The sequence below is a fragment of the Psychrobacter immobilis genome (assembly GCF_904846185.1).
Taxonomy (GTDB): Bacteria; Pseudomonadota; Gammaproteobacteria; order Pseudomonadales; family Moraxellaceae; genus Psychrobacter; species Psychrobacter immobilis_B.
In genome coordinates, this window is the sequence record NZ_CAJGZQ010000012.1 from 1 (window position 1) to 20,077 (window position 20,077).

The 20,077-nt window shown below is 43.9% G+C and carries 17 protein-coding genes; 6 read left to right on the top strand and 11 right to left on the bottom strand.

The features are described 5' to 3' along the window. Window positions 1–160: 160 nt before the first annotated feature. Window positions 161–1,258 (top strand): hypothetical protein, encoded by a 1,098-nt coding sequence (locus JMW94_RS08020; RefSeq protein ID WP_201603835.1) that lies wholly within the window; start codon window positions 161–163, stop codon window positions 1,256–1,258. 118 nt (window positions 1,259–1,376) lie between these two features. Here JMW94_RS08020 and JMW94_RS08025 read toward each other — a convergent pair whose 3' ends face one another. The 10 genes from JMW94_RS08025 to JMW94_RS08070 form a co-directional block, all read right to left on the bottom strand. Then, window positions 1,377–1,562: a hypothetical protein gene (locus JMW94_RS08025; RefSeq protein WP_201603837.1), complete on the bottom strand. Its 186-nt coding sequence runs from the start codon at window positions 1,560–1,562 to the stop codon at window positions 1,377–1,379. Between the two features lie 119 nt (window positions 1,563–1,681). Further along, complete coding sequence (tdh, locus tag JMW94_RS08030) at window positions 1,682–2,707, bottom strand: L-threonine 3-dehydrogenase (RefSeq protein WP_201603839.1); 1,026 nt, start codon at window positions 2,705–2,707, stop codon at window positions 1,682–1,684. Window positions 2,708–2,784: 77 nt separating this feature from the next. After that, entirely contained in the window at window positions 2,785–3,975 is a 1,191-nt protein-coding gene (kbl, locus tag JMW94_RS08035) for a glycine C-acetyltransferase (protein WP_201603841.1), read from the bottom strand. A 262-nt stretch (window positions 3,976–4,237) separates the two neighbouring features. Next, window positions 4,238–4,978, bottom strand: a complete 741-nt coding sequence (locus JMW94_RS08040; RefSeq protein WP_201603843.1) for a pyridoxine 5'-phosphate synthase — start codon at window positions 4,976–4,978, stop codon at window positions 4,238–4,240. 44 nt (window positions 4,979–5,022) lie between these two features. Beyond that, a complete protein-coding gene (locus JMW94_RS08045) occupies window positions 5,023–5,898 on the bottom strand; it encodes an N-acetylmuramoyl-L-alanine amidase (RefSeq protein ID WP_201603846.1) in 876 nt (291 codons plus the stop codon). A gap of 202 nt (window positions 5,899–6,100) precedes the next feature. Continuing rightward, entirely contained in the window at window positions 6,101–6,883 is a 783-nt protein-coding gene (locus tag JMW94_RS08050) for an MOSC domain-containing protein (protein WP_201603848.1), read from the bottom strand. A 225-nt stretch (window positions 6,884–7,108) separates the two neighbouring features. Next, window positions 7,109–7,522, bottom strand: a complete 414-nt coding sequence (rsfS, locus tag JMW94_RS08055; RefSeq protein ID WP_045443355.1) for a ribosome silencing factor — start codon at window positions 7,520–7,522, stop codon at window positions 7,109–7,111. Window positions 7,523–7,663: 141 nt separating this feature from the next. Beyond that, complete coding sequence (locus JMW94_RS08060) at window positions 7,664–8,578, bottom strand: nicotinate-nicotinamide nucleotide adenylyltransferase (RefSeq protein ID WP_201603850.1); 915 nt, start codon at window positions 8,576–8,578, stop codon at window positions 7,664–7,666. Window positions 8,579–8,859: 281 nt separating this feature from the next. Beyond that, a complete protein-coding gene (pta, locus tag JMW94_RS08065; protein WP_201603852.1) occupies window positions 8,860–11,016 on the bottom strand; it encodes a phosphate acetyltransferase in 2,157 nt (718 codons plus the stop codon). A 217-nt stretch (window positions 11,017–11,233) separates the two neighbouring features. Further along, window positions 11,234–12,466 carry an acetate/propionate family kinase gene (locus tag JMW94_RS08070; RefSeq protein WP_055123535.1) on the bottom strand — a complete coding sequence of 411 codons (1,233 nt, stop codon included), beginning with the start codon at window positions 12,464–12,466 and terminating at the stop codon, window positions 11,234–11,236. A 627-nt stretch (window positions 12,467–13,093) separates the two neighbouring features. Between JMW94_RS08070 and JMW94_RS08075 the strand changes: the two genes are divergently transcribed. The 4 genes from JMW94_RS08075 (at window position 13,094) to JMW94_RS08090 (ending at window position 17,083) form a co-directional block, all read left to right on the top strand. Beyond that, window positions 13,094–13,435, top strand: a complete 342-nt coding sequence (locus JMW94_RS08075; protein WP_140412984.1) for a lipoprotein — start codon at window positions 13,094–13,096, stop codon at window positions 13,433–13,435. Between the two features lie 93 nt (window positions 13,436–13,528). Then, window positions 13,529–14,884, top strand: a complete 1,356-nt coding sequence (lysA, locus tag JMW94_RS08080) for a diaminopimelate decarboxylase (protein WP_087814550.1) — start codon at window positions 13,529–13,531, stop codon at window positions 14,882–14,884. A 262-nt stretch (window positions 14,885–15,146) separates the two neighbouring features. After that, window positions 15,147–16,034, top strand: a complete 888-nt coding sequence (dapF, locus tag JMW94_RS08085) for a diaminopimelate epimerase (RefSeq protein WP_045443366.1) — start codon at window positions 15,147–15,149, stop codon at window positions 16,032–16,034. Between the two features lie 14 nt (window positions 16,035–16,048). Continuing rightward, window positions 16,049–17,083 carry a tyrosine recombinase XerC gene (locus tag JMW94_RS08090; protein WP_227685458.1) on the top strand — a complete coding sequence of 345 codons (1,035 nt, stop codon included), beginning with the start codon at window positions 16,049–16,051 and terminating at the stop codon, window positions 17,081–17,083. A 47-nt stretch (window positions 17,084–17,130) separates the two neighbouring features. Here the strand turns inward: JMW94_RS08090 and JMW94_RS08095 are convergent, their stop codons facing one another. Then, window positions 17,131–18,027 carry a nitrilase-related carbon-nitrogen hydrolase gene (locus tag JMW94_RS08095; RefSeq protein WP_201603854.1) on the bottom strand — a complete coding sequence of 299 codons (897 nt, stop codon included), beginning with the start codon at window positions 18,025–18,027 and terminating at the stop codon, window positions 17,131–17,133. 313 nt (window positions 18,028–18,340) lie between these two features. Here JMW94_RS08095 and rpoN point away from each other — a divergent pair, with 313 nt between their 5' ends. After that, window positions 18,341–19,990: an RNA polymerase factor sigma-54 gene (gene rpoN / locus JMW94_RS08100; RefSeq protein WP_201603856.1), complete on the top strand. Its 1,650-nt coding sequence runs from the start codon at window positions 18,341–18,343 to the stop codon at window positions 19,988–19,990. Window positions 19,991–20,077 lie beyond the last annotated feature (87 nt).

Consider the following 20,077-nt stretch of genomic DNA (forward strand, 5'->3'; position numbering starts at 1 on the left):
CATGTCTTTGTTTTGGACACTTTTGATCACTTGCGCTCGAAAGTCTGCTGAATAGGTCATGTATTCTTCTGCCGTGTCGCTTATTTTAAAAGTATTGTATCTTATTTATAAAAGACTGACTATATATCTAATATTTTCTTTCGAGATAAAAAGTGCAAACATGGAGCCTGTCGATATTAAAGCTCTTAAAGGTGCGCATATTTCTGCACTATCATCTAAATATAATGGCGAAGAAGCTTTAGAAGAAGGTAATAATTTCTACATAGCTTTAAAAGAAAAATATCCAGATTTTGATACATTTGATATGTTATTAGAAGACTCTGTATGGATTGATATATTCGATAAGAGTTTAATACATAGGGAAAAAATAGAAGAGTCTTTAAAGAACTCACGTTATTTTCCTAATAAAAATCAACCAGAGTGGATACGGCTATGGTATTTTATGCATCTTGAAGATGATGAATTTGATAGTCTATTATATATCGTAAAAAAGCAGTTCTGTAATAAAAAATATGAGGAATTAGGTGAGATAAAGCACGTAACTGGTTTGTTTTTGGAGCTTATAGATAAAGGACTTCTGAATATAACTAAAGAAGAAGTTTTTGACATAGCTAAAGATAATATTGATAACCTAATTATTAGTGGAAAAGAAATACCTTTCTATGATTGTGTTAACTTCTATGACGATATACAGACATTTGGTCTGGGGTTTCGGAATAAAGATGATATTAAATTTATAAAATTATTAGAATATATAACTGAGATGTCTAAAAAGCAAGTTGACGACAGCTTGCCACAATTGGGCAAAGGGTTGTTAAAGTATATAGAAAATGATCTAGGCAGTTTTCATGAAAAAATTCGTTATACTGGATCAGTAAATAATTATAATAATTACCCTATCTTAACTTATATTAGACCCAGTGATTTTGTAAAATGTTTAATTGGAGCTCAATCCTGCGAAAGGCTAGATGTTATCAGAAGTATTTCATTAAGATATAAAAAATCAGCAGATATTAGGTTGTTTTTACCAGAGATAGCTTGGTTACAAGAAGTGGTGTTTTTATTAAAAGAAGAAGAAAAACAAAGAAAGGGTAAGGTTACAGGGAATCAGATTAAGGCATACATAATTGATTATTTAGTACCTGCTATCAACTTGTTGCATCAGAGTAATTACAATATTAAACAAGTGAAGAATTATAGATGGTTGGAATATGATAAAAACTATAGCTACCTCAAAATAGTTCTATTCCTGAGTTAAATATATTTTTTAACTGCTCATAATAATTTATGAGCATCTCTAAGAGGAAAAACTGGAATAATGGGCTCCATTTTATATCCACGGAAAATTAAAAAACAATCGACTCTAGGCATTCTTACTAATTGTCTGAATACTTATTAATTTTCTCTTTAGCCCCAGCAATCAACTCATGAATCTTGGCACTTTCCTTTAGCACACACGCATCATAAGCAGAGAGCGGCTCAGACTCTAGTTCTTTTTCCTGATCTTGCTTGGCTTTTTCTGCTAAATACTTTTCAAGTTTATCGGCTTCAGAATCGCTCATAGTTTATCCCTCGTATAATTTTTACTTTATAAAAATCGGCACTGAAATCAGTGCCGTTTTATCAGTCGTGATAATGTAAACCCTAACCACGACTCCTAAAATACTGACGCACCACATTATCAATCCCAGCTTAAAATCACCTTACCGCATTGTCCGCTTTCCATGATATCAAAGCCTTCTTGAAAGTCATCAATGTGCATGCGATGGGTAACGATGGGCGATAGATCAATACCGCTAATCAGCATTTGCTCCATCTGATACCACGTCTCCCACATCTCACGGCCATAAATACCTTTTAGAGTTAGCGCCTTGAAAATAATCTTGCTCCAATCCACCGTGGTGGTGTTCGGCAAAATACCCAAGAGAGAGATTTTAGAGCCGTTATACATATTACTAATCATCGAATCAAAGGCCTGAGGCGAGCCTGACATCTCAAGCCCAATATCAAAGCCGTGCATTTTTAACTCAGCAATGGCGCCTTCGATGGTTTCACCTTTGGCTGGGTTGATGGTCATCGTCGCGCCCATTTTTTTAGCAAGCTCTAGGCGATAATCACTGATATCACTGACCACGATATTACGCGCCCCTGCGAAGCGGCAAATCGCTGTCGCCATAGAACCAATCAGTCCAGCACCCGTAATCAGTACATCTTCACCAAGGACAGGAAATGAAAGGGCAGTATGTGTGGCATTGCCAAAGGGATCCATAATGGCTGCCATCTCATCGCTGATACGCTCATCGAGTTTGATGACATTATCAGCAGGTATCACCAAATATTCGGCAAACGCGCCATCGCGGTCGACGCCCACGCCGATGGTGTTTTCGCACACATGCAGCTTACCACGGCGGCAGTTACGGCAATGCCCGCAAGCGATATGTCCTTCGCCAGTGACTCGATCACCCACTTCAAAGTGCTTTACGCCATCGCCCATTTCGCTAATGATACCGACGTATTCGTGTCCGATGATCATAGGCGTCTTGATGGTTCTTTCTGACCACTCATCCCATTTATAAATGTGCAAATCTGTACCACAAATAGCGGTTTTCTTAATTTTAATTTTAACGTCATTGATGCCAACAGTAGGTTCTGGCATGTCTTGCATCCAAATGCCTTTTTTGGGATGGGCTTTAACCAGTGCTTTCATACTTTTCTCTTATTTAACGGTGTTGTACTTAATGGTTGAATCTAGCGAGTGAATACCGAACAAATACCGAACGACACTTAATCAATCACTTTCATTTGCTTAGCAACTTTGACAAAGGCGGTGATACATTGGTCTAGCTGCTCGCGAGTATGGGCAGCAGAGAGCTGGACGCGAATGCGAGCCTCGTCTTTGGGTACGACGGGGTAAAAGAAGCCAATCACATAAATGCCTTCTTTCAGCAGCTCATCTGCCATTTGCTGAGAGACATTGGCGTCATAAAGCATAACCGCACAAATCGCCGATGCGGTGGGCTTGATATCGAAACCCGCGTCTTGCATTTTCTTCACAAAATAGGCGGTATTCTCATGCAATTTATCTTGTAGAGTATTGTCTTGCGACAGCATCTCAAACGCTTTTACCCCAGCTGCCGCTACCATAGGAGGAATGGAGTTTGAAAACAAATACGGGCGTGAGCGCTGACGCAACATCTCAACGATTTCTTTTTTACCCGTGGTAAAGCCGCCAATAGCACCGCCAAATGCCTTGCCTAAAGTACCAGTGATCAGCTCAATATCACCACGTAGATTGAACAATTCAGTCACGCCGCCACCAGTGTGACCGACCACGCCTGCTGAATGCGACTCGTCAATCATTACCATGGCATCATATTTTTGTGCCAATGCATAAATCTCATCCATTGGCGCGACATTACCATCCATCGAAAACACACCATCGGTCACAATCAAACGAAAACGCTGTGCTTGCGCCGCTTGTAATTGCGTCTCTAAATCTTGCATATCTGCATTGGCATAGCGATAACGCGCCGCTTTACACAGGCGTACACCATCGATGATTGAGGCATGATTTAACGAATCAGAAATAATGGCATCTTCACTGGTCAGTAGTGGCTCAAAGGCACCACCATTGGCATCGAAACAGGCCGCATAAAGAATCGTGTCTTCGGTATTAAAAAACTTAGAAATCGCTGCCTCTAATTGCTTATGCAAATCTTGCGTCCCACAAATAAAACGTACCGATGACATGCCATAACCTGAGTTTTCGATAGCCTCGATAGCTGCCTTCTTAATCTCAGGGTGATCAGACAATCCAAGATAATTATTGGCACAGAAGTTAAGCACCTCACGGCCATCAGTGATCTTGATGAGAGCATCTTGTGGAGAGGTGATCACACGCTCGTTTTTATACAGTCCTGCCGCGCGTATGTCGCTGATTTCTTGTTGTAGATGTTTCTGAAAGTCTTGATACATAAAGATTCCTTTTTTAATATTATTAAGGCGTGTCCTCAATTCAAACGATAATATCTAAATGGGCTAAAAATAGCTAAATTTTGCCAAACATAGTCAAATAGCTTATCAATATCCCGATATTATTTGCGCTATTTTCCTCGTTGGACTGCAATTTATCCAATTTTTATGACCATTTTTAGCATGAGGACACGCCTTAGATTTCGCTTGATGATGCAGATATTAGAACTGCTGATAGGAGCAAACTATTTATTATTAATGTGGTTTAAGCACAAATTGCTAAATACTGACGCACGACATTATCCATGCCTTGCTCCAGTGATTCAATCGTAAAGGCATGACCAATCGACACCTCAGCGATATCACTAAGCGCGAGCAGATCAGCCAAATTATCCAAATTCAAATCATGACCCGCATTGACGCGGATACCGTTTTGATTGGCTAGATTAATACAGTCGCTAAAGCGTTGCTTGACCTCATCGAATTGGTCGCCGCTCTTACTATTACTGTAGGCGCGCGCCCATTCTTCGGTATACATCTCGATCGTCTGTACATCACTCTCGATGACCGCTTTAATTTGCTCGATATCAGGATCGATAAACACCGCACAGCGCGTACCAAAGGCTTGTAGCTCATGACTGAGTTCTGACAACATATCTTTATGCTTGATAATGTCGAAACCATGATCGGAGGTCAGTTGATCTTCGCTATCGGGTACGAGGGTACATTGATGCGGCTTTACTTCACGGATAATCTTTAAAAACTGCTCGTTTGGATTGCCTTCGATATTGAACTCAATCTCTGGATAGTCCTTTAAGAATGCACTGATATCATAGACGTCCTGATATCTGATATGACGCTCATCGGGTCTCGGGTGTACGGTAAAGCCTTTAACCCCTAGGTCAATCAGCTTTTTCACAAAGTACAACAGGTTAGGGTAGTCAGTACCGCGCGAGTTACGGATCAAAGCCAATTTATTCAAATTTACGCTAAACAATGTGCTCATAAAATTCCTTGTACAGCTTGTTTATTATTGATGATATGAAAGGGTTAATAAAAATCGTTGGTATCAGCATACTTCTTATTCAATGCCTTTAAAATAGCATAAGTCTCTAAGTCTACCGTTCCTGTTGGGTTACGGGGTCGAAAGTGTAGTTGGAACGCATAGACGACATCGCGACTGGTTTTGTCCCACTCGTCGCTACTGTTAACCTGATAGCCATAATCACGAAACTGCTGCTTCAGCTCAGGTATCGTGGCCGCTGCAAATGCGTTTGTATCCATAAAAGCAAGCTTATCAGTGTCATCATACCAAGCACCGATGCCATACTCTTTATATAGCTGCTGCCAAGGGAACTTTGCACCGGGGTCTATTTTGCGCGAGGGTGCCATATCAGAATGACCGATGATATTTTTCGGTGAGATGTCATATCTCGCGGTGATATCTTGTACCAACTCCGCGACCTTTTTAATCTGCCACTCATTAAATGCCACATAATGGTCATAAGGATGATAGTCGAGTTCGCCATTCTTTAGCGCATCTTTATATTCAGGCGCAATCCCTGCATTGACAATTTCGATGCCGATAGAGGTATCGTTCAAGATGGTTCTACCCGCAAAGCCACCATCACCCGCATGCCAAGCGCGCTCGTTTTCTGGTACGAGGTTATAAATTTTATCATCGTCATTATCTAACACTAAATAGTGTGCGCTGACCTTGCCTGTGGTCAGTGTTTTGATGGATCGGTCATTATCTGACACCGTGTAGTGCAGCAGGATGGTTTTAATTCGCTCGCTTTTGCCAGTGGCTTGGTAGGTTTTACTGTCCACGATGTAGCTTTTGGTGGTCGCGACTGGAGAGGTCGTGGTCACGCAGCCAATTAAAGGCAGTGTTAGGCCAAACGCTAAGAATATGTTTTTTACCATGAAATGCTCTGTGTAAATAAAGGTGAGCTTTGATATAGTCGTTTCAATATGATTTGGATACAAGGAAGGCGAGCGAAAGTACTACAAATAGTAGACTAAGCGAGCCTGACACCGTATCTGATTTATATAGGATTGACTATACTTGCCTTTATTTTTTTATTGATAGTAGATAGATGAGGTCGAGATATCTTTGAAAGCTTTTTTAATTCTTGCGAATCTTCTTAGCCAACACCTTTTTCCAACTATCTTCTAAACACTCAATCGCGAGCCATGGCTCAATCACCTCGGCATTAAACTTCTCTTTTGAATTAGACAATTGCCACAGCTTCTCTAGCGTGGCGAATGGATAAGGGCGTTCTCTCAAGTAAACTGGCAAATCCGCATTAATTATGCCATCACGTACCACTTGGAAATACCAACCAGAGATGCCTTGCTTGCTGACCCATGCTGCGATATTGGGTACTTTGGTAAACTGTCCGATCTGATCATTGATCTTATAGCAGGGGCGGCGCGGTTGGACGATGCGCAGTTGTAAATTATCAACATCATCCGTACTAGTAGCCGTATCACCATACTCAAAAACGTCACCAATGCAAACCGTAGATTCGGTCATTTCAGGCAAATCATTTACTGCTTCGGTCGTGAGATTTTCGCCCAATGTACCGACGCGTACCTTTAGACCAAATTCTGTATTGATCCTCTCATAAGTTGCAGGTGCCAGTTGATGCACGGCTTTGAGTGGGCCGCCATGATGCTTACGATCGGCTTGTTCGTCAGTAATTAATCCCATAAAATTGACCGCGACAGGTGCGTTAATCGGTGCTTTATCAATAGCACTCATTTCTTCACGGGTGAATGGCATGGCTTTGCCAGCGCGGACGCAGATTAGATTCGCAATATGTAACGGCAGGGTTTGGTTAAAGTCGGCTACATTTTTTGGGGTAGAAGATGTTAGCGTTGCTATATTTACAGGTTCTAAGCTCATAGGTTTTCCTAATCTATAGGGATTTATTAGGGGAGAGGCTACTTTAATACTGGTATTAATAATGCGTATTATCTTAGCTTAATCATTCATCTAATGCTAAGCATTCAGCCGCTTAATATTTAGCAGTAGGTGAAAGGGTATTAGAACGGTAAATTTTAGACAAAAAAAGACCAGAATAGATATCTGGTCTTTTTGGTTTTCACAGCGTTATAAAAATAAATAAAATTATTTATTTTTATTGCGGCGACCAGCGGTTTTCTTTTCACGCGGTACAGCGACCAGCTCAGCCAATTGCTCAGGTGATGACCATAGACCTTCTAAGTCATAGAACTCACGGGCTTGTGGCGTCATTACATGCACGACGACAGCGCCCAGATCAATCAATGTCCAGTCAGAGTCGATACCGCCTTCGCGACCAAGTGGCATAAAGCCCGCTTGTTTCGCTTCAGCGCCGACATTGTCAGCCATCGCGCGTACATGGCGCTTAGAAGTACCGTCAGCGATAACGATGCGTTCGGTTACGTCAGTCAAATCTTCTACGTTCATTACGGTGATGTTCTTCGCTTTCATATCGTCTAGAGCGGTCTCAACAACGGCTAAGCATTCTTTTAAGCGTTCTTCAGTCATGGTGTTGGTCATAAATTTTGATCTCTTGAATCGTCAATATTAAAAATAAAAAGGTAAATCGTCAATTTGCATGCGTTGGCATTGTCGAATGGACTAGATGTCGCCAGTCAGCTGTAGAGACTGGATGGGCAAAATGACAAAGATAAGGCGATTTTAACGGAATTGAGCAGCAGAATATAGCTGATGGGCGATAATATATTGATAAACAGCAGGATTTAGCCATTTAGCTAATGGATTGGGTGCAGTATTGTCTATGATATCATTTATTGGTGCGATAGATGTAATTTGCCTTGCCGCTGCGGATATTATATTCGATCGATTGTCTGTCGGCTGCAACTGTTGGCGTATCTGTGTACTGGATATCGTGGCGATAGGACGCGAGTCTATATAAATGTGGCCTTGATGGGTGTTTTTCAAGAGACGGCTATCGGTCAGTGCTTGAGAGGTGGGCTGTAATAAGTCAATCGGCGCATCGATGCGTAAAGATTGCAGCTGCGCAGGTAATTGGGCGTGCAAGTTCATCGTATCCTGCGCGACTAACGTTTTGTTGGCGCAATGAGTCGTGGTTGTCAAAAGGCGATTATTTTTATTGTTAATATCAGACAGGTCATCACGATTAAACACCCAAAGATTGACGTAATCCGTAAGCTCTAAACCGTTTTTCCATTTGCTCAAACTCAGCGCGCTATCCATACCGATGATGAATATCAGACTGTCATTTGGATAATGCTGGCGCAACGTGCGTACACTATCGATGGTATAAACAGGCGGTGTTTGCCACAGCTCAAGCTCATTAATTTGTAGCGGTGTATGGAGTGTCGCAAGCTTTAACATCGCCAGACGGTGTTTAGGGTCTGTACTTTTTTCTTTAAAGGGAGAGCGTGCATTGGGTAATAGTGACACGTGCAGCGCGCGCTGTTGCTGCTTGGCTATCGGTAGCAAACGCTGATAAACAGTCATCGCCATTTGCAGATGACCATCATGTACGGGATCAAATGAGCCGCCAAGATAAGCACGGATGGCTGGCGCAGGTGTATTTTTTTGAGGATTTTTGCTGGTATTTGGCATAAATAAATGCGTAAAAATAGATAAGAGGTACGTTGTCGTTGATGCATTTTACCCTTTTATCAGCGGACCTTTTTAGGTTAAATGCTTCGATGGTAGCGCTATTGTAGAGGGCAAGCGGGCATCTGTCATTAAAAGCGCTGAAATACTAGGTAAAATGAGCGCTTAGATATCCGTAATGAAAATTTTTTAGAAAGTCAGTTGTAAACGTAGCCAATAAAAAACCGACCATCATTTTGATAGTCGGTTACCTATAGCGCAATTAGTCCTACATTTTAATGCAATTAAATCGCGTCGCTATGAGCTTGAATAGCAGTAAGGGCGATGGTGTAGATAATATCATCGACCAAGGCTCCGCGAGACAAGTCATTTACTGGCTTATTCAAACCTTGCAGCATTGGGCCAACACTCACTACATTGGCGCTACGTTGTACGGCTTTATAAGTGGTATTGCCCGTATTGAGATCTGGGAAAATAAAGACGTTGGCTTGCCCAGCGACAGGCGAATCAGGCGCTTTTTGCTTGCCGACGCTCATGACAGAAGCGGCGTCATACTGTAGTGGTCCATCGACTTTTAAGTGTGGCGCACGCTCGCGGACGATTTGGGTCGCACGGGTGACTTTTTCGACGTCCGCGCCAGTTCCTGATGAGCCTGTAGAATAGCTAATCATCGCGACTTTTGGATCAATACCGAAGGCAGCAGCAGACTGTGCTGATTGAATGGCAATCTCAGCCAGTTCTTCGGCATTTGGATCAGGATTAATGGCACAGTCACCGTAGACCACCACTTGCTCAGGCAGCAGCATAAAAAATACTGATGATACGAGCGAGTATTGCGGTGCGGTCTTAATCAACTGAAACGCTGGACGGACAGTATTGGCAGTGGTATGAATCGCGCCAGAAACGAGGCCGTCGACTTCGTCCATCTGTAGCATGGTCGTGCCTAGATATACGGTGTCTTTTAAGTATTCAGCAGCGACTTCTGCGCTGGTTTTACCTTTACGGCGTTCGACCACTGCAGCGATATATTTGCTCATGTCAAGCGTATCTGGATCAATTATTTCAAGACCTTCAGGTAAAACTAAGTCGAGATTTTTAGCCACTTGCTCGACATCGCTACGCTTAGCGAGTAGTACACAGTTGGCGATGCCGCGGCTTTGACAGATACAAGCGGCTTCAACCGTACGCGGCTCAGAACCCTCTGGTAGCACGATGCGTTTTTTGGCGTCTTGTGCTTTTTTAACCACTTGATGACGGAATGCAGATGGTGAGAGGCGCGGCTCATGATTTTGACTAAAATAGTCTTTAATCCAGCTAAGATCTAAATGGGCGGCGACATAACGGGCCACTTCTTCAGCACGTTCAGTATCATCACTTGGAATCTCTGCGCTCATGTGCATGAGGCTCTGTACGGTCTCATAGCTGTCGCTTTCGACACTCATGACAGGGATGCCTGTTTTGAGGGCAGATTGCCATAGCTCAGCGACGGTTGTACTCGGCTCGACGCCGCCAGTTAATACCAATCCTGCCAGCGGGATACCATTGATACAAGCCAAACCAGCTGCTAATAGTAAATCATCACGGTCACCGGGTACGACGATAAGGGTGCCACGTTTAAACACCTCATCGACGCGTGCAACTGAGCGTGCGGTTAGGCTAATGCGGTTAATACGGCGTGACTTAGCTTCACCAACATTGAGCCATTTGGCATCCAGCTCAGTGGCAATATCCCACGTACGAGGCACGGACAGTGAATCACTGAATGGCACCACCCCGATTAAACGGAACGCGTCAGTATTAAAATGCGGTGATAGGCGCTGGACTTCTTGCATAAAGCTTTCATCTAAACTCACAACCGCTTCACCAGGGGCAACGATTTGATTTTCTACGGTGCTTTGCGCATTTGGCAAGTCATGTACACGCATCAAAATCGCGCCGAGCGTGCGCTCATGGGCGATGCCGCCAAACTCACGAGCGTGAACGTCAAGCTTATCAGCCAGATAGGCCGGTTTACTGGTATCAGCAGTGCTAACAAAGATGATTCTAGCATCTAATGCATGGGCAATCGCACGGTTGATTTGTGAGGCATAAGAGGTCTCTGTGGTCGGTACTAAGCCCTCACAGATCACCACATCGTAATCATCGCCCAGAGTATGATAATTGACGACCACTTCTTCCATCAAGTCATCAAGGTTACCATCACCAATCATACGCTCAACACGCTGCCGACTGATAGATTTAGGTGGCGTCAGACCAAAAGCATGCATTGCTAACGCGCTTGAGCTGTCTAAACTGTTTTGCTTATCAAGTGTATCATCTTGCAAAAATGGCTTCATAAAGCCCGCTTTGATACCGTTGTAATCAAGAGCGCGAATCAATCCAAGCGCTGCTGACGTTACGCCGATACCACGGCTGATGGGAACTAGTAAAATGGTTTGCATAAAGTATCCTACGGTTTATTATATTTTTAAAGCTCACTTCATCCTTGCTGGAATGAGTAAAACGTCGCGCTTCTCATCATAGGCTATGTATAAGAAGCGCTGGGCAAAAAAATAACTTAACACGTCTAATGAATAAAAAAGCTGATAAGACGACTAAAAGCTTATGAGAAAATCACAAGTAACTTATAATATAAGCAACTTATAAAAAGCATTGAGCTTAGAGTAAGCCCAATGCTTCACGTGTTTCTTGAGCAATACGGCACTCTTCATCAGTTGGCACAACCCACAGCTCAATGCTGCTATCGTCTGCGTGGAAGCTGCCTTCGCTACCACCAAACAAGCTCGCATTTTTGTCAGCGTCTACTTTTATGCCGAAATGACGCATCACTTCTAAGATACTGGTACGGGTGGTGACTGAGTTTTCGCCGATACCGCCCGTAAAGACAATGCCTGTGAATTCTGGTAACGCGCAGCTTAAGCTGGCAAGATATTTACCGACGCGGTAACAGAACATCTCGATAGCGAGCTTGGCATCTGCGTGACCTTCGTTCGCCGCTTGTTCGACGGTACGTAAATCATTAGACAATCCTGAGACACCCAATAGACCACTTTCATTATTGAGCATGGCATCAATCTCTTCCAAGCTCATACCGAGCTGGCGCTTTAGGTGTATGTGTAGACTTGGGTCAACATCACCACTACGCGTACCCATCATGAGCCCTTCAAGCGGGGTCAGACCCATGCTGGTATCGAAACTTTTGCCATCATAAACGGCAGTCGCCGAGCAGCCGTTGCCCAGATGCGCTGTAAGCCAACCATGTGGGCCTTTAGACTCAGTAATTTCACTGGCACGCTCTGAGACATAGGCATGAGACGTACCATGAAAGCCATAACGGCGGATTTTGTGTTCTTCGTATAGGGCTTTTGGTAGTGGGTAGCGAAAAGCAACAGGAGGCATGGTTTGGTGAAAGGCTGTATCAAAGACGACGACTTGAGGAATATCAGGATAAATCGCCTGTACCGCTTCGATACCTAAAGCATGGGCAGGGTTATGCAGTGGCGCGAGTATTTTTAAGCGTTTTACTTCGTCCAGCACATGCTCATCGACACGGACTGCTGCAGAGTACTCACGGCCACCATGAACCACGCGATGACCAACGGCGATGAAATGATACTGTTCTAATAGCTCAAGGATTTTTTGTAATGCTAACTGATGACGACCACCTGAGATAGAGATTTCCAGCTTATCACCATTCAACGTCGTGTGTTTGATACGAGCAGTATCGAGTCCTAAGTTTTCGGCCAAACCAGTGATACGAATAGAATTGTCTTCGCTAATCAGCGCGTATTTGATAGAAGAGGAACCGCAGTTGAGGACTAAGGTGGGATTGATTAGGTTCGATGTTTCGGTATTTTTGTCATCAAAAGTGGTGGTTAGGCTGGCGCTCATACTCTGTCCTTAGATTGTATTTTGTAAAGGGTGACTCATCACAGACGAGTACCGGTTGAATAAACAAAAACCAGCCGCATCCATGCCGACATAGGTCAAGCAAGTACATTGCTGATTCTGGTCACTCTTGGGCTGGCACTATTGATCAGTGCTTGTTAAGTCGCATGCTAGCGCCTCAACACAGTCGCAAGGTCTACACATAATGTACCATAGTTTTATGGCTATACCACGATAACTATAAGGGTTAAATTGATAGAATGTGGTATAGACAATACAACTGTACACCGAGTGTCGCTAGGGTTTGTCGGCTGCTACAGCCAAATATAGTAGCTCATAATAAATTGTAAGAAAATTTGTCTAAGTAAATATAATAGGCTGTTTTACCATTATAGCGATACATTAAGACCGCTAGTATCAACGATCGCTTAGTAAATGGCAGTCGCACGGTCTAGTAAAGCTTAGCAAAACTTAGAAAAACCAAACTCGTCCAAATTTATTGATTAGGGACATTCAGTATGCACACAGCATTATGTAATAATGCTATTATCCAAAGCAGTCATATTGTCATTTTTTAGCGATGGCGATAGCTTTTATTTAGCTGTCTATAGGGTTGGATCTATCGCCTTTATGACTCGTGCTTTTTATCATCCTCATGCCATTGCAAAGTCACAGGTTCTCTATTCTATGTTTACTATTAACCGCTTTTCGAAAACTGAGCACACTAATGTTGCTGATCTTGGTCGCCGTGTTATCTCCACTTTTATTATTAGTGGGGTGATTATGATGGGTTTGGTGGGTTGTGGTCAAAAAGGCAATCTATACCTCGCCGACGCTAGTAGCCAGACGGTTCAAGGAGCTACGGATAGCGCTGACATACAGGGTAGTACCTATTCGGCACAAGATGATGGTCATCAAGAAATGGATGATTTTAAGCTACCGGAACCCAGTGAAGACCCTAATGATTATTGATTTTTATTAAAAACTCAATGCCGTCAACGAGATTTCGGTGTGCACCCTAAGATTTTTTAACTTTGATAACCTGATGAAATTAGAGATGTTTATATGAGTCATTCTGAGCAAAAAACTGGCGAATCTGTCACGATCCAAACTGAGCAAGGCTTGTATGTTAATCCTCAAGCTTTAACCGCCCATTTACCTGCGCTAGATTATCGTGATGGTGCATTGTATATGGAGCAGGTGAGTATTGATGATGTGGTTAAACACTACGATACGCCATGCTATGTCTACTCAAAACAAGCCATTTTGGATGTCTATCAAGCTTATAGCGATAGCTTTGCCAGTTTAACGCACCAGATTTGTTATGCGGTAAAAGCAAACTCTAATCTTGCAGTACTTGGTATATTGGCGCAAGCAGGCGCAGGATTTGATATCGTTTCACGCGGCGAGCTCATGCGCGTACTGGCGGCAGGTGGTGATGCTTCACGTGTGGTGTTCTCAGGTGTGGGCAAGACTGATAGCGATATCGAGTATGCCCTGACCCAAGGTATTGGTTGTTTTAACGTTGAGTCAATCAGCGAGCTGACTTTGATTAATGATGTGGCACAGAAATTGGATAAACCTGCGCCAATTTCACTACGGGTTAATCCCAATGTCGACGCCAAGACGCATCCGTATATTTCAACAGGGTTAAAAGACAATAAATTTGGTATCACCCACGAAGACGCGGTTGCCGTCTATGAGCAAGCGGCGCAGTTATCCCATATTGATATCGTCGGTATTGACTGTCATATTGGCTCGCAGTTGACTGAAGTTGCGCCATTTGTAGCAGCTTTAGATAAAGTGATTGAGCTGATATATAACTTACATGATAAAGGTATCGAGCTGCGTCATATCGATTTGGGCGGTGGTTTGGGTGTGCGTTATATCGATGAGACACCAGTATCTATCGACGAGTTTGCCCAAGCGTTATTACCGAAACTTAGCGAGCTTGGCTTAACGGTATTCTTTGAGCCGGGTCGCAGTATTGTGGCAAATGCTGGGGTATTATTGACCAAGGTTGATGTGCTCAAACCAACGGAACATAAGAACTTTGCCATTGTTGACGCAGCAATGAATGACTTGATTCGTCCGGCGTTATATCAAGCTGAAATGGCAGTCATTCCAAGTGTCTTGTCTGATAATGGCATCGACACTGATGGCACGCAGCCATGGGATATCGTTGGCGCTATTTGCGAAACGGGTGATTTTTTAGCGAAAGACCGTTTATTGTCGCTCGCGGCAGGCGATGTTTTAGCAATCACAGGCGCTGGTGCGTATGGCTTTACCATGAGTAGTAATTATAATTCACGCCCGCGTGCTAGTGAAGTAATGGTCGCCGATGATAGCCATCAACTGATTCGCAAACGCGAAATTATTGAAGCGCTATATGCAGACGAAGTATTGTGGCAAGGTAAATAAATCGTTGACCAACAGATTTAGCCATTTTTAGCCCATTTAGGCGTTTTCGTTTAGATTGAGGGCATGCTCTAGATAAAAAGCCTATTGTCTTTATGATGATGGGCTTTTTTATGGCCTGCTCTAATGAGAGATATCAGTTTGGCTGTACAAGGTGGATTCAGCATCGTGTTAACTTAGTATTTGATAGCGGTGATAGTTATGATTGTATCTGACAGCGTGCTAATATAAGACATACATAAAAATAGGATAGGATAACAAGGATATGCTAATAGAATTTACGAAGATGCATGGTCTGGGCAATGATTTTATGGTCATCGATTTGGTGACTCAGCGCTTAGATTTGACCAAGGATTTGGTACAGTTACTGGGTGACCGTCATTTGGGTATTGGCTTTGATCAGCTGCTCGTCGTTGAGCCACCGATGCGTCCTGACGTTGATTTTAGTTATCGCATTTTTAATGCTGATGGGTCAGAAGTTGAGCAGTGCGGTAATGGTGCGCGCTGTTTTGCCCGTTTTGTGCAAGCGCGTAAACTGTCATTTAAACAGCGTTTGCGTGTTGAGACGGCAAGCGGCATCATTTCATTGACCACTGATCGTTACGGCTGGGTCGAAGTCGATATGGGTAAGCCGAAATTTGAACCAAGCGAGATTCCTTTTACCCCCAGAGCCACAACCAAAATTCAAAACGCCTATCATCTCGATGTAAATGGCACTCCTGTACAGCTTTATGTTGCCAATATGGGCAACCCGCATGCCGTTATCAAAGTTGATAACGTGCTCGATGCCGACGTTGAAACCTTAGGCAAAGCCATCGAATCGCATCCCGCCTTTCCTGACCGTGTCAATGTTGGCTTTATGCAAGTGATGAATCAGCGTCACATTCGTCTGCGTGTCTATGAGCGCGGTGTCGGTGAGACACAGGCCTGTGGTACTGGCGCTTGTGCCGCAGTAGCGGTTGGTATCCGCGAAGGCTGGCTCGATGAAGGCGAAGACGTGCGTGCGCAACTTTATGGTGGCAGTATGATCATCAAATGGCAGCCGGGTTATTCAGTGATGATGACCGGTCCGACCGCCTTTGTTTATGAAGGCGTATTTAGCCCAGATGGTCTGATGGCACAAGCGGGCATCAAGCCCAATCCAGAAGGTTAATGGATAATAGGGCTATGTCCAATAAAAACAATCATACGATGGAGCCTACCTCAGATTCTGAGGCAAAAGCATGGCTATCAGTCGAGCACGCCGCAGCTATAGAGTCGGATGCTGCATTACGTGATTTGTTAGCGCCCGTGCATCGTTGGCTTAATGTCTTGTCGGTGCGCCATCACTCGCCGCATACGTTGACCGCTTATTTTGCAGGATTGAATCAATTGGCGCTGTTTTTACGTGGGAAACGCCTGACGTGGACGCGCTGCGATAAGCGCCAATTAGCCCAGCATATTAGTCAACGCTTGGATGAAGACAAGCTCGCACTTGCTAGCGTCCAGCAAGAGCTGTCAGCCATTCGCCATTTTTATGGCTGGTTGATAGAAGAGGATTTAGCACGTATTAACCCAACGACTGGCTATCAGCTCAAGCGTAGTCCTCGACCGCTGCCGTCTATCGCTGATGTTGATTTGCTCACTCAGCTGCTTGACCAAAAGATGCCTGATACACCCGAACAAGCGCGCCTATGGCTGCGTGATAAGGCGATGTTTGAATTGCTATACAGCAGCGGTCTGCGCGTAGGCGAGTTGGTCGCGTTGGATATGGGCGATGTGGATTTGTCAGACCTGCGCGTGCGCGTGACAGGTAAAGGCAATAAAACGCGTTTGGTGCCGTTAGGTATCAAGGCAGCAGAAGCGATTAGCCGTTATCTACCGCATCGTAATCTGTGGGTGGAGCAAATGGACAGCGCACTATTTATTAGTGAAAAACTAGGTACACGTTTATCAACACGGGCAGTGCAGCAGCGTCTCAAAGTTGCGGCTACGCGTGCCGGCATCGCACAAAATATGTATCCGCATTTATTGCGTCATTGTTTTGCCTCGCACATGCTGTCGGGCAGTGGCGATTTGCGCGCGGTGCAAGAAATGCTCGGGCATAGTGATATCAGTACCACGCAAATTTATACCCATGTCGATTTTGCTAAACTTACACAAGTCTATGATCGTGCTCATCCACGCGCGACTCATGCAAGGACTGAAAAAAATACCACTTAACATCCGATATTGAATATGAGCATTCAGTACTCAGCATTGAAACTGGCTTACGTCAAACGATGACAGTCAAAAATGGGCATTTTTTGGCGTCCTTGCTGTTGAGCCTGTTTATCTAAGGTTGCCAAGATCAAAGCATAATTTTTATTATCTTTATTAATAGCGTTGTTTAATTCACTATCCTCATAGCTGTTAATAATCGTGCCATCAAAAGCTGTGATAGTGGTATGCCCCCACGTTTGACGGATATCACCGTTTTTGTAAACATGGTCGCCGCCTTGTGCTGCGCCAATGACCATGCACTGACTGTCTAACGCCCGTGCGCGAAGTAACAGCGACCAGTGTGCTTGCCCCGTTAAATAAGTAAATGCCGATGGCGCACTTAATAGGTCAGCGCCTGCTTGACGTAAGCGCTGTGCCAATGCGGGAAAACGCAAATCAAAACAAACCATCATACCCAGTTGATAAGCAGCATGATTACTCTCTACTGTTGCAACTACAGTCTGTGTGCCAGGCTCAAACGTCGCCGCTTCATTATAGCTGCCATGTTTATCTGCTACCGTCGCCGTGAATAGGTGAATTTTGTCATAGCGTGCCACTCGCGTGCCGTCAGGGGCAAATAGCTGACTGACTTGGCGCAGTCTGCCATCAGGCACGATGACGCCATCAGGGCGATAAAGGCAAGGCAATGAGCCTGCCAGCACATAGACACCGTAAGTACTGGCATAGTTTGCTATCGTCGCTGATAGCGAATCAAAGCGCTCTGCGGTGGCAAATTGCTCGCCCATGCTACAGCAGTTTTCTGGTAAGACAACAAGGTGAGCACCTTGATGACTGGCATCGCTGATGGCAGATTTTATAGCCGCTACGTTTTTTTCGATGTCTTGCTGGCTATTCATTTGAATCGCAGCAGTGATAAGGTGTGGTTTAGTTGCTTGGTCATTCATCGTATTATTCTCGGTTAATGTTAAGAGTGGTTCAATTGGCTCGAAGGTTTTGTGTCATGTACCTTGTATTTTTTACATAGCCTTATTATTATCAACAAGATTTGGTTGTTTTTTGTTTAGCGGTTCATGCTAAAACGGTCAAATTTATAGGGTTTTATAAGTAGAGAGCAATAAGCGTATTGGGCCGTCTATAAATTATCATAGCAAAATTGCCACGAAAAATGCTATCGTCATGTCCTGATAACGTTAACTCGCTACTTTAAGTGGCAACATATATAGACTATCACCAGTATCGGAGTGTAATAAGCCACCCATGAGTATGTCTTTCGGATTGGCGACCACGCTGAGCACCTCACAAAAACTGACCCCGCAAATGCAGCAAGCCATTAAATTGCTGCAACTCTCTAGTCTTGAGCTTGCGCAAGAAGTTCAGGCCAAGCTGGATAGCAATCCATTGCTTGAACGTATTGAGGATGATGAATACGATTATGGCAGCGGCGATAGAGTAGATGAGCCATTGACACTTGATAGCTGGAACCAGAGTACTGATACTGACTCATTTAGTGCAACCTCTGAGAGTAATACCCATACCTCTGAACCAGATGAAGACTTTAGTGACAGCTTGGACAAATTACAGCAAGCCAGTATCGATGATAGTGCCATAGACAATCATACGATGGATAGTGACGACTATAGTAGCTTTGAAAATAGTGCTGATAGCAGCAACTATGCATCTACGCCGAGCAGTTCGGGGAGCAAAAGTGACGAGGATTTTGATAGTTATCAAGGCGGCACTTCTGCCACCATACAAGACCATGTGCGCTGGCAGCTGAACTTTAAGCATCTCTCAGAAGCGGACATGTTGATTGCAACCTATCTGATGGACTCTATGGATGACATGGGTTTTGTGCGGCTTGATATCGATGAGCTGTTGCAAAGCTTCGATACGATGGCAAGTTTTTATCAATGGGATGAATCTGTTGAGCACGATGAAGTCATGGCTGTTTTACGTGTTATTCAGTCTTGCGATCCGCTGGGTGTCGGGGCGCGAAATCTCAGTGAGTGCCTAGCGATTCAGTTGTCCAAGCTCGATGCAAATACTGACCATCTAAAAGAAGCGCAAGCATTATTGTCAGCCAGTGAGCATTTGGTGAGCAATAACATCAAAGCATTGACTGAGCGGACTGGACTCGCGCCTGCACAGATTACCCCCGCGCTTAACTTACTGCGTACTTTGAATCCGTCACCTGGATTGCTGTTTCAAAGCAGTCAACCAGACTATACTCAGTCGCCAGCCAGCTATGATATTCCTGATGTTTTGGTCACGCCTATACGTCACTATCAGAGTCAGACGAGTTCAGATACATCGACGCAGGAGGACGGCTGGAATGTGCGCCTCAATCCTGACACCATGCCAAAGCTAAGAGTCAATCAAGAATATGCCAATTTGGTGAAGCGCGGTGATGACAGCCCCGACAATCAATATCTGCGTGAAAACCTCACCGATGCCCGCTTGTTTATTCGTAGTATCGAAGAGCGTAATCAAAACCTATTAAAAGTGGCAACCAGTATCGTGCGTTATCAGCAAGAGTTCTTGCAGCATGGCGCGACTGCCATGCAACCCCTTATTCTAAAAGCCATTGCGGAAGAAGTGGATTTGCACGAATCGACCGTTTCACGTCTAACCACCAGTAAAACAATTTTGACGCCGCAGGGATTGTTTTCACTCAAGCATTTCTTTTCATCTCATGTTAGCAGTACCGACGGCGATATTTCATCGACTGCCATTAGCGCCATGATTAAGCAACTGATAGCCGATGAAGATGCCAAAAAGCCATTATCTGACAGTCGCATAAAAGATTGTTTATTATCCGAAGGTATCGATATCGCCAGAAGAACCGTGGCCAAATATCGTGAAGCAATGAATATTGGCTCGTCTACTCAGCGTAAACAGAAATATTAAATGTCACAATTCAATGACTTAAGAGAAAAATCGTGCTATCGCTAATATATTTGTTGGTAAATATAAAAAATAAAATTTTCTGATTAT